Annotated in this window: 7 protein-coding genes; 6 read left to right on the top strand and 1 reads right to left on the bottom strand. The window is 68.1% G+C overall.

Translation table 11 applies throughout. The annotated features are described in order from the left end of the window. The first annotated feature begins 5 nt into the window (after positions 1-5). The 5 genes from E5673_RS14090 to E5673_RS14070 all read left to right on the top strand — a co-directional run bounded on the left by E5673_RS14090 (position 6) and on the right by E5673_RS14070 (position 14586). Positions 6-596, top strand: a complete 591-nt coding sequence (locus tag E5673_RS14090) for a hypothetical protein (RefSeq protein ID WP_136190482.1) — start codon at positions 6-8, stop codon at positions 594-596. A gap of 272 nt (positions 597-868) precedes the next feature. Beyond that, on the top strand, positions 869-2428 hold the full coding sequence (locus E5673_RS14085; protein ID WP_136190481.1) for a ShlB/FhaC/HecB family hemolysin secretion/activation protein: 1560 nt from the start codon (positions 869-871) through the stop codon (positions 2426-2428). A 10-nt stretch (positions 2429-2438) separates the two neighbouring features. After that, the gene (locus E5673_RS14080) at positions 2439-10607 is read left to right on the top strand and encodes a filamentous hemagglutinin N-terminal domain-containing protein (protein WP_168711638.1); all 8169 of its coding nucleotides are present in this window, start codon (positions 2439-2441) and stop codon (positions 10605-10607) included. A gap of 35 nt (positions 10608-10642) precedes the next feature. Beyond that, positions 10643-13780, top strand: coding sequence for a CHAT domain-containing protein (locus E5673_RS14075; RefSeq protein WP_168711637.1), 3138 nt, complete (start codon positions 10643-10645; stop codon positions 13778-13780). Continuing rightward, entirely contained in the window at positions 13777-14586 is an 810-nt protein-coding gene (locus E5673_RS14070; RefSeq protein ID WP_136190478.1) for a type II CAAX endopeptidase family protein, read from the top strand. Before E5673_RS14075 ends, E5673_RS14070 begins: the two co-directional genes overlap by 4 nt. A gap of 2 nt (positions 14587-14588) precedes the next feature. On the opposite strand, the gene E5673_RS14065 is transcribed toward E5673_RS14070, so the two are convergent. Next, entirely contained in the window at positions 14589-15686 is a 1098-nt protein-coding gene (locus E5673_RS14065) for a M23 family metallopeptidase (RefSeq protein ID WP_168711636.1), read from the bottom strand. A 13-nt stretch (positions 15687-15699) separates the two neighbouring features. Here E5673_RS14065 and E5673_RS19715 point away from each other — a divergent pair, with 13 nt between their 5' ends. Next, positions 15700-15927: a hypothetical protein gene (locus tag E5673_RS19715; RefSeq protein WP_168711635.1), complete on the top strand. Its 228-nt coding sequence runs from the start codon at positions 15700-15702 to the stop codon at positions 15925-15927. The last annotated feature ends 159 nt before the right edge of the window (positions 15928-16086 follow it).

Below are 16086 nucleotides of genomic sequence, written 5' to 3'. Positions count from 1 at the left end.
TTACGATGGGATCAACGGGAACCGGCAGTGCCAGTGCGATGGCGGCGGTACTCATCGCACTGAGCGGATGCGGCGCGCAGGCGACGGGTGGACAGGCGTCTTCGAACACCATGCAGGCGTCCTCTCAACAACCGGTCGACGCCGGAGGCGTGAAGCCGAAACCTGCGCAAGCCTCCTCCGTATCGGCGGAGCAAGGCGTGATCGAGTGCCCCGCAACGCTAGTGTCTGGCATGACGCTGCCAAGCGGCGCACGATTGCTCGGCGCACCGCTCGGCGCCCGTCTCAGCCTGACCTCGGCAACAGTGACGGCGGATGCAGTCGGAACGATGCCTGCAGATCTCGATGGCATAGCGGAGGTCGAGCCGGTGGAACGTCCAGGAACGACAGGGATGACCGTGCAGATGCAGGACGCCGCCCCAACGGCCGATGCGCCGTTCACGCTGATATGCCGGTACGGCGAGGCCAAGCCGCCGCTGCTGGCACAATCGGTGGCGCTGATCCCGTTGCCGGCCAACGGCGCCCGCTACGACTGCACCACGCGCCTGCCGCAGGGAAAGGATCCGAGGACGGCGAGCGCCATGTGCAAACGGAGCTAGCGTTTCGTCCAATGCGACGTGACAAGCTACCGTGCGAGTGGTGCGTGGCACGATGAAGACGGTCTGAGAGACGCCACGGGGGCGGTGACATGGGGGACTTGGCGTTGCGGCGAATGACGGCAGGATTGGTTTCGACGCTTGCGATGGTGTTCGCGGGGACATGGTCCATCGCGTCCGATGCGCAGGTGGCGCTCCCTTCGCGACAGGAAGTGACCCCGCCGACGCCTCGACCGCGTTCCGACTCCACCGCCAGCGTCGATGCTCGAGGTGCGATGGCCGAGACGAGCTGTCCGTTCGAGAAGTCGGGGCTACGGCTGACGCTCGACCGTATCGAGTTCACGCGCCCCGACGGTTCACCGCTCCAGGCGCCGATCGCGGCCGCGCTCGCCGATCTGCGCGCGCCGTCCGGCCAGCAGCCGATCACGGCGGTCTGCGACGTGCGCGACGCCGCCAACGAAGCACTGCGGCGGGGCGGCTGGGTCGCGTCGGTGCAGATCCCCGCGCAGGAGATCGCCGACGGCGTGTTGCGTCTGCAGGTCGTCACCGCTCGCATCGTCGACGTCCGGGTGCGCGGCGACGCGGGGCGGTACGAACCGTTCCTGCGACGGCGGATCGCGGCGATCCAGGCGCTGGACCCGCTGAACGAGCGCGAGGCGGAACGGATCCTGCTGCTCGCCGGCGACGTGCCGGGACTGGACGTCGCGCTGTCGTTGCGGCCGTCGAACGGCGAGGCCGGGACGGTGATTGGCGACCTGACGGTCAGTTCGCGACACTTCGCGCTGTTCGCCAACGCCCAGAACTACAACTCGTCATTGCTCGGCCGCGAGACGGTCTATGGGCGCGGCGAGATCTACGGCCTGACCGGGCTCGGCGACATCACGTATCTGGGTGCGTCGACGACCACCGACTTCCAGGAACAGGTGATCGTCCAGGGCGGACACATCCTGCAACTCGACGATGGCGGCACGACCCTTGGCGGCCGCGCGACCTATGCGTGGTCGCTGCCGGACCTGGGCGCACTCGACCTCAGGACCAATACGCTGATCGCGGGCCTGGACCTGGCGCGGCCGCTGTTCCGGTCGGTCCGCGGCAATGCGCGGGTGCGGTTTGGGCTCGATTTCGTCGATCAGATCTCTCGAGTCGGGGGTGGTGACGATGCCGTCACGCTGACCCGCGACAAGCTGCGCGTGCTTTTCGCGGGCATCGATGCCGACCAGCAGTTCGTCAACGCCAACGGGCGGCCCTGGCTCTCGGTCTCGTCGTCGCTGGAAGTGCGCAAGGGCCTGAGCCTTTTCGACGCGAGCCAGACCGGCTTTGCGAGCGGCGAGCTTACCTCGCGATTGGAGGGCAATTCCCGCGCCCTCGTGGTACGCGGCGTGATCGACACGACGCTGTCGCTCGGGCCGATCTTCAGCATCGCGGCGATCGGCCAGATGCAATGGGCGAACGATCCGCTGCTGAACTATGAAGAGTTCGCGCTCGGCAGCCTGACGATCGGTCGAGGCTATGATCCAGGCTCCAACAGCGGCGACCGTGCGCTGGGCGGGCATGTCGAGGCACGTGCCGATATGCCGCTGGTTACGGGGCTCGGCACGCAAGTATACGGTTTCTACGACCATCTCTATCTGACCAATCTCGATCGCGCGCGGATCGAGGGCGCGCGGAATTTCGACAGCGTGGGGGGCGGCGTGCGTGTGTCCTTCCCGAACCGCCTGGTGCTCGACGTCGGCTACGCCAAGCCGCTCGACCGTGCGCTGAGGCTCGACAAGGAACGACCGCCGGCGCGCGTGCTCGTTTCGTTGACCGTGCAGTTCCGTGATGGCGCTCGATAGGATGTTACCGATGACCCATGTCACGTCGCCCGTTCGCCGCCGCCGCCTGCTTCTGATCGTCACAAGCGCGCTCGGCGGCATCGCGGCCTTGCCTGCGGTTGCGCAGACCGTGCCGGCGCCGCCGGTACTGCCGACGCGGGCGAGCGTGGATTCCGTGCAGACGAACGTTCTCGGCAGCGATCCCCGGATCACGAGCCCGAACGGCAATCTGAACGTCGAACTGCGCGCCAACAATACGGTGATCAACTGGAAGGGGTTTAATATCCCTAAGGACCAGGCGGCGAACTTCGAAAACGGCACGGCGTCGAGCAATATCGCGGTTCTCAACCGCGACATCTCCAGCAATCCGTCGCAACTGCTCGGCAAACTCACAAGCAGTGCCGGCGTCGCCGTCTGGGTCTTGAATTCCAACGGCATCGTGGTCGGTCCGGGCGCAAACTTCACGACCGGATCGCTGGTGCTGTCGACGCTCGACGTCACGGATACCGACTTCCTGGACGGCGGCAGCAACTATCGCCTGAGCAGCGGTATGAACGGGGCGGGCAGCATGTCTGCAATCACCGTGGCGAGCGGTGCCCAGATGACGGTCGAGGGCGGTAATCGCGGCCTGATCATGATCGCGCCCAGGATCGAGGCCGACGGCGTGTTCCAGGCCAAGGGCCAGGACGTCGCGTTCGTGACGGCGACCGACGTCACGCTCAACTATGCGACGAACAGCCCGCTGTCGGTGACGCTCAACCGCGGCACGGCGGTACCGAAGAATAGTCAGTATGTCCGCGGTACCGTCGATGGGCGCGACGCGCTGTTCGCGCTGGCATCACAGGGAAACATCACCGACGCGTTGCTGCAAATCGATGCGCGTGTGACGACCGCTTCGAACGGCCGGCGCGGCATCGTACTATCCGCCGGCAAGCCCGACACTGCGGTGGCGGGGATCACGGTTGCTGGTGCAGCAGCGGACACCGGCGGCATCGCCGGAGTCTCTGTAAGTGGCGTATTGTCCACCCAGTCCGACGATAACGGTGACATCATCGCCGGCGCCAGCGGTACCGCGAGCTTCGCGCGCGCCCTCACGAGCGGACGCGATGTGATCCTTTCGGCTGGGGGCGCGCTGACGGTGGCGGGTGACGTGACCGCTACCCGCGACTATCGGATCGCCGCCCAGGGTATTGCGCTGGGCAGTGGCACTTCGGCGATCCAGCGCTCCGGTCGAGGTGTCGATCTCGTATCGACCAACGGCAACATTACCGGCGCTGCAGGTTTGTCGCTGCGGTCCGGCGGCAGTGCCGGGTTGACGTTATCGACCGTTGGCACAGCGGCGGGCGACATCTTGTTCGACGCGACCAGCAGCATCTCCGGCGGCAGTGACCGATCGGGCTATGTCGATATTCGCCAGCGCGGTCCAGCCAACCAGATCGCCTTGGGCAACGTTGCCGCACGGGGCTTGCGCCAGGCCATCGGCGCCGGCGCGATCCGCAACGGGCTGACGACGACCAGTTCGCTGGCGCTAGGCAACATCGACGTGCGCGATGGACTCGCACTCGATGCTGCGGGCATCAGCGCGGGGACGCTCGCGTCCGATCGCGGCGTCGCCATCGTCTCCAACGGGGCGTTGACGACCAGCGCGATCACTGCGGGGAGCGGTCCGGTCGCGCTGACCGGCGGCGGCACGACTTCAGTCGCCGGTACGATCACGGCCATCGGCAGCACCGTGGCCGATATTACCATCGTTCGCGATGGGGCGATGACGCTTCAGGGGCTGACGGCGACGCGTGACGCGCAGATCGATGCTGTCACCGGGGCCGTTTCGATTGCGGGTGCCGTCGGCTTGGGTCGCAACTACCGGGTTTCGGGAAGTGGCGTCACGCTCGGCGCTCCCGGTGCGGTGACGCAGCGCGCCGACGGGGCGATCACGATCACCGCGGGCGCGGCCGGCATCACCGGACTCGAGGGGCTGGCTCTGCGCTCGGACGCGAACGGATCCGGCAACGATCCGTTGACCCTTGCGGTCACCGCACCGTCAACAACGGGGATCGCCTTCGCGCCCGGCACCAGCCTGTTCGGTGGAACGTCGCGGCAGTCGGATGTTCAGCTCCAGCTGAACGATGCAGCAAGTCCGATTTCGCTGGGTCAAGTCGAGGCGCGCTCGCTGACTGGGCTGAGCACCACCGGCGCCTTGCGCTCGGGCGACGTCAATATCGTTCGCGATCTTACCGCTAGCGGTGCGTCGATCGCCACCGGTGCGTTGACGGCTAGTTCGGGCGCCGTGACGCTGACCGCGACGGGGGGCGCGCTGACCATTGGCGCGGTCGATGCGGGACAAGGCATCACGTTGACCGGAACCGATGCGATCGCCACCGGTCGCCTGACCGCTCGCGATGCCGTCACCGTAAATGCCGTCGGCGCTGCGACCTTCGGCAGCGATGTGACGGCCGGGGGCGCACTGACCCTGCGCGGCGCTTCGCTGGGGTTTGCGGGTGGCAATGTCTGGAGTGGCGGATCGATCGACTTGCTCGCATCGAGTGGCGGTATCGTCGCTACTGGTGGGGTTGCTCTCGCCTCGACCAGTACACGCACGAGCGATTTCGTCCGGTTGCAGGCGGCCGGTGTCGACGGCATCGTTCTGGCCTCGGGCAGTTCGATCACCGCGGGCGCCAATCGCGCCTTGCGCATCGGGATCTTCAACGCCGCCGCCGATGCGCCGCTCAGCCTGGGCAACGTCACCGCGCGGTCCTTAAGTGCGCTGGGTGCAGCCAACGCCGACGCCACGGTCCTTGGCGGCGCGATCGTGTCGGGCGGCTCGCTGACGTTCGGCGCGCTCGACCTGGTAGACGGCTTTGCGGCCAAGAGCGCCGGCGGTAATCTGAGTGTCGGTCGACTGGCGGTGACGGGCGCGGGGCAGGGCATCAGCCTGCGTGCCGCCAACGGAACGCTAACCGTGCAGAACGACGTGTCCGCCAGCGGCGACGTGACGCTTGTAAGCGGTACCGCGCTGCAACTCGGTACGGTGGAAAGCCGTGACGGGCAGGCCACGCTGACCAGCGGTGGCACCGTGACGCTGGGTACACTTGCGGGTCGGCTCGGTGCCAGCGCGAGCGGGACGCAGATCGCGATCGATACGGTCCGCGGCGGTGCCGTCGGGCTGACCGCCAGCAGCGGCAACGTGCAGGTCGGGCGGATCGATGGTGCGGCAGTGACCGCCACTGCCACCGGTGGTGCCGTCACGATCCGCAACGCGCTCGCGGCGACGGGCGCCGTCAACCTTACCGCGACCGGCGACGTGCGGGTCGGCGGGGCGATCACCGGTGCCGGCGTCACCGTCGGCGCACAGGGCGATACGGCGCTGCTCGGTGGACTGCAGGCGCGCGGCAACGTGGCGTTGTCGGGACGTTCGGTGACGCTCGGCGGCGCGCAGGGCGCCATGGGCAGCTATACCGCGACGAGCAGCGCAGGCGCTATCACCGGCAACGCCGGAACCGCGATCGTCGCCGACAGCGACAACTTGGGTGGCGAGGCGCTGAGCCTCACCGCAACCGGCGGTGGCATTATCTTCGATCCGGCCACCTCGCTACGCGGAGGCAACGGGACGTCGGCGGTTTCGCTCGCGACCGATGGCGGGATCATCACGGTCGGCGACGTCGGCGCGACGGTCTTCACCGCCAACGGTGCGGGTAGCATCCGGACCGGCAGTCTGACGTTGACCAAATCGCTGGCGCTGAGCGCGGCGGGTGGCGTCACCACGGGCGCGGTCGCGACGGGCGATGGCACGGTCACGATCGACAGCGTCGGCGGCGCGGTCACTACCGGCGCCATCGACGCGGGTGGCGGGGTATCGCTGGCCGGGGACACGGTCACGTTCGGGACGGTTCGGGCGGCGTCGCTCAATGCGACCGCGAAGGTTGGAACGCTGACCGGCGGCGATATCACCGTGGACGGCGTCACCGCTCTCCAAACGCCGGGTGCGTTGGCCGTCGGTGCGATCCGTGCCGGCAACAGCGTATCTTTGAGTGGCAGCACCGTGCGGTTTGGTCGCGTCGAGGCATCGGCTTTCAAGGCGGCGGCGGGTGCCGCGCTGAACGGGGGCGATATTGTCACGCGTGGCGATGCGACGCTGACGGCGGGCGACGCGCTCGCGGTCGGTGTGGTCGATGCGGACGGTATCGTTGCCCTGCGCGGCACGACGGTGAACGCAGGCCGGATCGATGGCGCATCGCTTACCGCAGTCGCAAGCAAAGGCGCACTGGTTGCGGGAGACATGCTGATCGGCGGGTCGGCGACGATCGAAGCGACAGAGGGGCCGATCAATCTCGGCACCGTCGACTCGCGCGGCGATCTGACGATCACCGCCGGCGGCCGGCTGTTCGCGACGGGCCTCGTCTCGGGTGGCACCGCGTCGCTGAAGACGACCGGTCCAGGTTCCGACATCCTGCTGGCGAACGGTCTTGTCGCGGAGAATGGGGTGGACGTTCGCGCGATGGGGAACGTCCGCGCGCCGGTCATCAGAAGCCGCACCGGCGATCTTACCATCGCGGCGCCCAACGGCGAACTCTCCGGCTACGACGCGAACAGCGGAGTCACACTTGGTGCGGGACCGGGCAAGGCATTCTCCCTGACGATCGGCACCGCGGCGCGGTTGGGTGACGTGGTCGGCGGCAAGCTGACCGTCGTCGCAACGTCGATCAGCGCAGGGCGGGTCGACACCGGCAACGATGCGCTGGAACTGCGCGCGACCAACGGCGACCTGACGCTGACCGGGCCAGCGAGCGGCGGCACGGTGACGCTCGACGCAAGCGGGCGGACCCAGCTCGCTGGCGTCACTTCGAAGGGCGCATTGGCGCTGACCGGCGGCAGCATCGCGTTCTCCGATATTTCGGGTGCGACGATCGACGCGACGTCGGCAGGCGCGATTACTGGGGGTTCCGCGACGGCTACGGGTTCTCTCGCCATCCGCGGCAGCGCCGTGACCCTGAATCAGGCGAGCGCCGGCACGACACTCCGCCTGACGGCGACCGACGGCGATTTGACGCTGGCGGGGCCGGTCACGGGCGGCGACGTCAAGCTCGGTGCAAGCGGGGCGGCGAACCTGGCCAAGACCACGGCAATCGGTGCGCTGACCCTTAGTGGTGGCAGCATCGCGTTCTCCGATGTGTCGGGCGCGACGGTCGACGCGACGTCGGCAGGGGCGATCACCGGCGGCTCGGCGACTGCTAAGGGCGCTCTCGACATAAGTGGCGGCGCAGTAACTTTGAATCAGGCGAACGCCGGCACGACACTTGGCCTGAGGGCTACCGATGGCGATCTGACGCTGACGGGCCCAGTTACCGGCGGCGACGTGACGCTCGGCGCGAGGGGGCGAACGAGCCTGACTAAGACCACCGCCCGTGGCGCGCTGAAGCTGACCGGCGGCGGTATCGCATTCTCCGATATTTCGGGTGGATCGATCGACGCTACGTCGGCAGGCGGGATCACTGGCGGGTCCGCGACCGCTACAGGCGCTCTCGCGATCCGCGGCGGCACCGTGAACCTCGGTCAGGCCAACGGCGGCACGACGCTCGGCTTGACCGCGACCAACGGCGACTTGACGCTGACGGGCCCTGCAACCGGCGGCACCGTGACGATCGGTGCAAGCGGGCAGACCGCTCTGACGGATGTCACCGCCAAGGGCGCGATGACCCTTACCGGCGGCACCATAGCGTTTGCCAATATCGCGGGGGCCTCGGTCGGCGTGACGTCTCCAGGTGCAATTACCGGTACCTCGGCTACGGCCACGGGAGCACTCGGCGTGCGCGGCGGTACGGTGACCCTCGATCGGGCCGGGGCGGGCGCGGCACTCGCCCTGACCGCGACCAACGGCGATCTGGCCGTGACGGGACCGGTAACTGGTGGCGACGTCACGCTCGGTGCCAGCGGGCGGACCAGGCTCGGCAAGGCCACGGCCACCGGCGCGCTAGTGCTCACCGGCGGCAGCGTCGGCTTTGCCGACATCGCGGGCGCATCGATCGACGCCACGTCGACCGGCGCGATCACCGGGACTTCGGCGGCGACGACGGGCACACTCGGCGTCCGCGGGGCGACGGTCGCTCTAGGTCAGATCGCGGCAGGCGGTACTGCGACGGTGGCGGCGACCGGAGGCGATCTGGCACTGACCGGGCTGACGTCCGGTAGCGATGCAATCCTGAGCGCAACGGGCGTGGCGCGGATATCGGGCGCGGTCACTTCGGGCGGGGCGTACCGGGTGACCGGTGGCAGCGTGACACTCGGCGACACCGGGATCGTCCAGAAGGCCGCCGGCGAGGTTAGCATCACCGCGACGTCGGGCGACCTGACGGGGGTACGGGGCCTGACCCTGACGAGCGATTCGGACGGCACGGGCGCGGATCGGCTGGTCCTCGATTCCGCAGGCCAGATTGCCTTTGCAGGGACCCGGATCCAGGCGCGACCCGGCGGCGGCGCGGTACTGGGCCTTCGCGCCGGGGCGGGCCGCGCGATGCAGTTCGGCAGCATCGAGGCGTCGAGGATCGGCAGCTTCGACGGCAACGCGATCGTAGCGACACTCTCGCATAATGCCAACATTGGCGCCGACGACATCGCGGTGTCCGACCTGTCGGTGGCGTTGGCGCGCGGCGACCTGACCTTCGGTAAGGTCGGCGCATCCGGCAACCTCACACTGCGTACCGACGCCGGTGCTATTGCGCTCGGCGAAGTCCGCGGCGGCGATATCGAGCTGGCGAGCAACGGCGCGCTGACCACGGCGAACGTGACCAGCACCGGCGGGACATCGTTGAAGGGCGAGACGATCGATGTTCGCGGCAGGCTGTCGGCCGCGCGGCAATTGCTGGCGGATGCGCGGGCGGCACTGACCCTGCGCGATGTCGGTGCGGGCGGCTCAGCGACTTTGAAGGCAGGCGGCGCGATCGTTGCCGACACCGTCGAAGCCGCGAGCATCACCGCCAGCGGGGCCGGTGTCACGTTGGCCAACGCAAAGGCGGGCGATGCGCTGGCGCTGACCAGCGGCCGCGATCTGTCGCTCGGCAGCGGGAGCGCAGGCGGTTCGGCGACGCTCGATGTCGCCGGGCTGGCGACGATCGGCGCGCTGGCCGCCGGCCCCGCCGTTACGGTCACCGCGAACGATGTCGCGTTGAACGGACCGGTACGCTCGCAGACGGTGGCGTTCGCCAACCGTGCGCCGGCGACCACGACGATGCGGATCGGCGACGGCACCGGCGCGGACGGCTTCCGCCTGTCCGATGCCGAGGTGCGGCAGGTAACCGCCGACACGCTCCGGTTCGATGCGGGTGCGGGGGCGATGGAGGTCGGCACGCTGGCGCTGGGGACGGGCAGCGGGCGGGCGGTCGAGATGCTCGGCACCGGCGACATCCGCGTGATCGGTGCGGTCTCGACCCAGGGCAGCGGCCGTTCCGTGCGGATCGGCGGCGGGCTGACCGAGGGCAACGCCAATGCCATCCACGTCGTCGCGACCCGCGATGGCGGCGGACGATTGCTGTTCGACGGATCGGATGTCGAACTACGGGGCACGCGAATCGCCATCGGTCTCGCACCCGGCTTCGTCGACACGCTACAGCCGGGAGCTGCCGGCATCGCGCAGGCACAGTCGCTGATCGGCAACGGCAATTCGGCCTTGTACAACCCGCAACTGGGCGGTGGCTTCTACGATCCGGCGTCCACGACGACGCTTTCGGCGCGGTCTTTGACGGTGCGGTTCGGCGATTATGCGCTGTTCCAGAATACGGCCATTCCCGGTGAGTTCTCCGGATTGAAGCTTGGAGGCACGCAGAGCGCACCGGTGTCACCGGCTCTGCGGATCAGCACGTTCGGCACGCCTGGACAGGCCAGCGTCGCGCTGTTCGGGACGATCAATGGCATCGACGGGGCTAGCGCTGCACTCCTCGGCAATCCGATCATCAACATCGATCCCGTATTGCTGGCCAGCAGTCGCATCAACGGCTGCCTCGCAGGGTCGGGCGCGGGGTGCATCACCACGATCGTGATCCAGCCGACCTTGCAGGTGTTCGACTGGAGCAGCGAAGAGGTGTTCGGCATTTCGCGCGACGTCACCGTGCCGTTCGCGCCGCTGATCGGCAGCAACAACGAGGAGTTGTTGACCGACTTGCCGGCATTGGCGCCGCAATCCCTGACCGACCAGAAGGCCAAACCCTGATGCCGCGCTCGATGCCTCGTACCCATAAAGCGTTGATGATGATGGCGCTGGGCGGCTCCGCGCTGGCCGGCTGCGCGACCGTCACGCCGCAGGCTCGCCTTGAGACGGTCGGACTTGGCCGCAATCCGGCTGGCGAGGCGTGCGTCGCGACGCGCAACTGGTCGGATCCCGGCGTACCCGATCGCTTCGCGCGCGCCTATACGATCGCCTGTTCCGGCGTTGCCGCCAGCCGGCCACTCGGCACCGTCCGCGCGATCAAGGCGACGGCCGAGGCTCAAGCGGCGCTCGAGGCGCAGTTCGACTGCGGTCCCGTCCAGGCGGTGCGCGTCGCCGCGGCAGAGGCCACCGCACGCCGCTGCCTCGACAAGGTCACCGGGCTCGAATCGGTGCGGCTGGATACGGCGCGCGGCGGGATGCACTATGCCGCTGCCGGCACGCCCGCACTGCTACCGTTGCTCGAGGAGGCGCTCGGGATCGTGTCGGGCGTGCTGCCGCCGAACACGGACGTCACCCGCACGCCGACCGCGACGATCGATATCGCCGGGCTTGCGCCGCGGCCGAGTGCGACGGGCGCCGACCTTGCCGCGGCCGATGCTGCGGGTACGGTCGCAGCCCCGCTCGACGTCGCGACCGCGTTGGCACAGGGGATCAGCCTCAACCACAAGGGGCTCTATGTGGAGGCCTCGCGCATCCTCAACGATGCGCTGAGCCGGTTGTCGCCCACCGCGTCCGCCCCGTCTACCACCACCAACACCACAGCTCTGTTGAGCGCCGAACTGCTGCTGGAGGCGGCACTGGCGGATTCGAACATCCGTTTCCCCGATGCCGCCGCCGCGCATTTCGCGGCCGCGGATGCGATCTTCGCCGCGCAGCCCGGCTCTCGCACGGCGTTCCTGTCGCGCAAGCGCGATACCTATGGCGCGCTCGATGCGATCAACCGCCACGCCTTTCCTGAAGCACTCGCAACACTTGATCGGGTGGCGAATGCACCCGCCGCGGCAGACCAGCCGTTGCGCGATCCGTCGACGTTGCGGCTGTTGAACCAGCCGCGCCAGAACGGCACCGCGACGGCACTTACCGTGCCCAATGCTGCCGTGCTGTCGCAGTTGGTGCTCGACATCCAGACGCAATATGCGCGCAGCGTCGCGCTGCTCGCCCAAGGTGACCGCGACCAGGCCGAAGCCGCGATCGATCGTGCCGCTGCGATCTATCGTCCGCTCGCCAACGAACGGCTGGACCAGACGCAGCTGCTATGGCTCGGCGCGCGCATCGCTCGCCAGCGCGGTCGATTGCAGGCACAACGCGGCGATTATTCCAACGCCTATGATAATTTCACCGACGCGGTCGACATGCTCCGGCGAAGCGCGATCGCCAATGCCGGGACCGGCAACGAGCCTGCCATCGCCGAGGCGCAACTCGATCGCGCCGCGGTCTATGCCCGGACCGGCGCATCGCGCACGGCGGTGCGTAATGCCTTTGGCGAGGCGGTCGACGCGCTGATCGATTCCCACGGCACGTCGCTTGGCAGCGCGCTCGGCATGCAGGATTATCTCGATCTGCTGGTCGCCGAATCCGCCAAGCCGCTGGCCGATACCTATGATCGGTTCTTCCGGGCGGTGCAGGCGAATGGCGAGCCCGCGGTTGCCCGCCAGCTCAGCCAGTTGCAGACCACCGTGACGGCCGACGGCACGATCGCCACGGCGTTGCGCGAGCGCGCCGATCTGGAACGGGAAATCACCCGGTTGCGCTATGCGTTGGCGGGCGGAAAGACGGGCGAGGCCGCGCCGACCGACCTGTCGCGCGCGCGAACGGCGGCCGAACAACGTCTGCTCGCGGTCGATGCCAAGCTTGCCGCCGATCCGCGGTATCGTACGCTCGACGATGCGCCGGCGACGTTGGCCGAACTGCGCGGCGCACTGCGTCCCGGCGAGGCGTTCCTCAAGCTGACCCGGCTCGATCGCCGCATCTACGGCCTCGTCGTGACCCCCGACCGGACGTTCGTCTACCACGTCGCGGACAGCGAAGCGGCAACGCGCGCGGTCGAGACGCTGGGTCAGCAGCTGCGCGCTTCGATCGATGGCGGCCTCGACGTCGGCAAGCTCGTCCCGTTCGACGAAGCGCGCGCCTATACGCTCTTCCGGCTGGTCGCGGGGCCGGCGGCGCCGACGCTGCAGGCCTCGCGGTCGATCGTCGTCGATCCGGCAGGTCCGCTTGAGACGCTGCCGATCGGTGCGCTTGTGACGCGCTATGACGCGAATGCAGTGCGCGCCGATCCGTTCGACTTCTCGCAGACCGCGTTCCTGGCGCGTACCGCATCGATCTCCAACGCGCTGTCGCCGCGATCGTTTCTGGTCGCGCGCGGCACCCCGGCGTCGCGAGCGCAGCGCGCGTTCATCGGCTTCGGCCAGCACAGCGCCCCCGCCAGCGCAACCGGGGTGGCGGCACTCCGGCCAATCTCGGTTGGCTATGGGTGTACCGTCGACTATGGTCGTCTCGCGTCTCTGTCGCGGACCTTGAAGCCGATCAGCGCGCGCGAACTCGGTATCGCGGCGGGCGCGTTGCAGGTCCGTGACGCGCAACTGCTCACGGGCGCCGCGTTCACCGATACCAGCGTCGAGGCACGTGGCGATCTCGACCAGTATGAGGTCGTTCATTTTGCCACGCACGGCCTGACCGAAGGAATGTGGGGTTGCTCCAAGTCGCCACCCGCACTCGTCACCTCGTTCGGCGATGCCAAGTCCGACGGATTGCTGAGCTTTTCGGAGATCGCGCAACTTCGGCTCGATGCGAACCTAGTGGTGCTGTCCGCGTGCGACACTGCGGCTGGCGTGCGGGACGAAGGGCTCGCCCGCAGTGCCGGACAGGAGGAGGCTGGCGCAACGCTCGAGGGGCTGGTGCGCGCCTTCCTCACCGCCAACGCCCGCGCGGTGCTCGCCACCTATTGGCAGGTGTCGGCGGAGAAGGAGAGCGACGAGTTCATCCGCGCCTTTTATGCCCGCGCGCGCACGGGCACGATGGGTGAGGCGATGCAGGATGCGCAGCGTGCGCTGATCGCGCAGCCGGCGTATTCGCATCCATTCTACTGGGCGCCGTATTTCCTGGTCGGCGACAGCAGCAAGACCGCGCTGACAACTGCCTCGCCCGCTCAAAGTCCGCACGTCGCGGCAAAATGAGCGCGGTACGACCACTCGCGGGGGCGGCGATCGGCGTCGTCCTGGTGGCAGTGTTGCTGGCGTTCGGGCCTCCGGTCGTTGCCGGATGGTTGAACGGTACATCAGGGGCTTCGGGCGAAAGCCTTTTCACGCTGGCGATATTCGGGCCGATGCTGGCGATCGGCATCGCCGGTTGGTGGCTGGATCGTGTGACTGGCCCTGTGTTCGGCAAACGTCCCGGCCGTGCGACGGTGCTGGGTTTGGCGCTGGGCGCGGGTGGCCTGGCCTTGGCGGTCGGCTATACCTGGCTGGCTGGTAGTCTGGTCGGCGGAGCTGGTAGCACGGTCCTTTCTACGTTGCTGCTCGGCATCGTGACCGTGACGCTTCAGGTCGGGGCGGAGGAGATGCTTTTCCGTGGCTGGCTGCAACCCCAGATCGCATCGGTCGTCGGTGCGCCCGTCGCGGTGCTGCTGGTAGCCGTATTATTCGCGGCACTTCATCTGCTGGGAGGCGCGACGGGCGTGATGACGCTCGCCAACCTGACGCTAGGCGGAATCCTGTTTGGGTTGATCGCGGTCCGCGACGGCGGCATTGCAGGGGCCATCGCCGCGCATTGGGGGTGGAATGTCGGCGAGCAGATGCTGCTCGGGCTCGATCCCAATCCAGGCGTCGGCGCGTTCGGCGCGCTTTTCGACCTGGACCTGGTCGGCGCGGCACGGTGGGGCGGATCGGACCAGGGGCTTAACGCAAGTCTCGCAATGACGATCGCACTTGCCGCGATCGTGATCCCGCTGGCGCTTCGATATCGCCGCGCAAAGCCCGCCTGAGATCAGCCCGGCGTTGCGACCCGTGCCGCGTCGACCCGGTCGCGCAGCGCGCGGAATTGCTTAAGCGCGGCGCCGGCCAGCGTGCGACTGCCGCCGACCTCGATCGACATCGGGTCGACCGGCTGGCCGTCGATATGCACCTCGTAGTGAAGGTGCGGGCCGGTAGAGCGTCCGGTGGTTCCGACCTCGCCGATCTGCTGCCCCTGCGCGACCTTGAGGCCCGGCATCAGTCCTGCGGCGATGCGGTTCATGTGGAGGTACAGCGTGTCCCAGCCATTGGCGTGATGCAGGCGGACGAAATTGCCGTTGGGCCCCTTCGGCCCCGCGAACGTGACGACCGCATCGCCCGCCGCGTAGATCGGCGTGCCGGTCGGTGCCGCGAAGTCCGTGCCCTTGTGCATCTTGACGAAGCCTAGGATCGGATGGCCGCGCATGCCGAACCCCGAACTGATCCGCGCCGCCTCGACGGGCGTGCGCATCAGCGACTTGCGGCTGCTCCGGCCGCCGCTGTCGAACCATTCTTCCTCGGCATCGCCCGGCGCGCGGTAGCGATACAGCGCGCGCGACTTGCCCGCGGTGGCGAGCGAGGCATAGACCAGCACCGGCGTGCCGACCGGCTCGCCGTCCGCGGTGACGCGCTGCTCGAACCCGGCTTCGAACACGTCGCCTCGCGCGACCTCGCGCTGCATGTCGAAATCATAGCGGAATGCGTTGACGAACGGACCGATCAGCACGTCGCTGACGCCGGCCGCGACCGCTGAACTGTAGAAGCTTTCGCCATCGAGTTCGCCGCGGACGAAACGGGTTTGCCGACGCAGGTCCGCAGCAAGCGATGTCGTTGCAAAGCCGCCGCCGGTTTGCGGCGCGAGCTTCACGCCCGACCCGTCGGTGCGTGTCGCGGTGAGACCCGCCAGCCGGATCGCGGCGCCGTCATGATCCAGCGTGAACACCAGCCTGATATCGCCGGCCGTGGAGCCGAGAGTCTTGCCGATCGCACGAACCGCCGCCTGGCTGTCGGCGATAGACACGCCTGACGCGGCGAGCGTCGGCGCAAGGTCGGCTACCGTAGGCACGATCAGCGTGCGACTTTCCGAGGCCACCTTGTGCGGTCCGGTGGCTGGTGTCGCAACGGCAGCCGAAGGCGGTGCCGAGGGTCGAGACGAGACGGCAACAATGGCGCCAGCAGCAGCAATCGCGATGCCGATACCCGGTGCGATCCAGCGGCGTGTCGTCGCAGTAGCGCTGGTCGCCGCAATGGCAGGAGCTGGCCTTGGCGGAGTGATTGCGGCAGGGGCCGGTTTCGGTGCGACCCAGGATCGGGGATCGAACGACGGTTCCTGATCTAGGGGACTGGGCATCGACTTCCCGGACATAGATTGTGTCGCCGCGTGCGACATAGCTATTGCCCAGTTCGACAGGCGAGGCAATAACCGGGCCAGCAGCCGCATCGTCGCGGTCGGTTTATGACCCTGCAGGGGGAATGCGATTGGCTGGGAAGAA

The sequence above is a fragment of the Sphingomonas sp. PAMC26645 genome, assembly GCF_004795835.1.
In the GTDB taxonomy this organism is placed as follows: domain Bacteria; phylum Pseudomonadota; class Alphaproteobacteria; order Sphingomonadales; family Sphingomonadaceae; genus Sphingomonas.
This window is presented reverse-complemented; position numbering and strand designations above follow the sequence as displayed.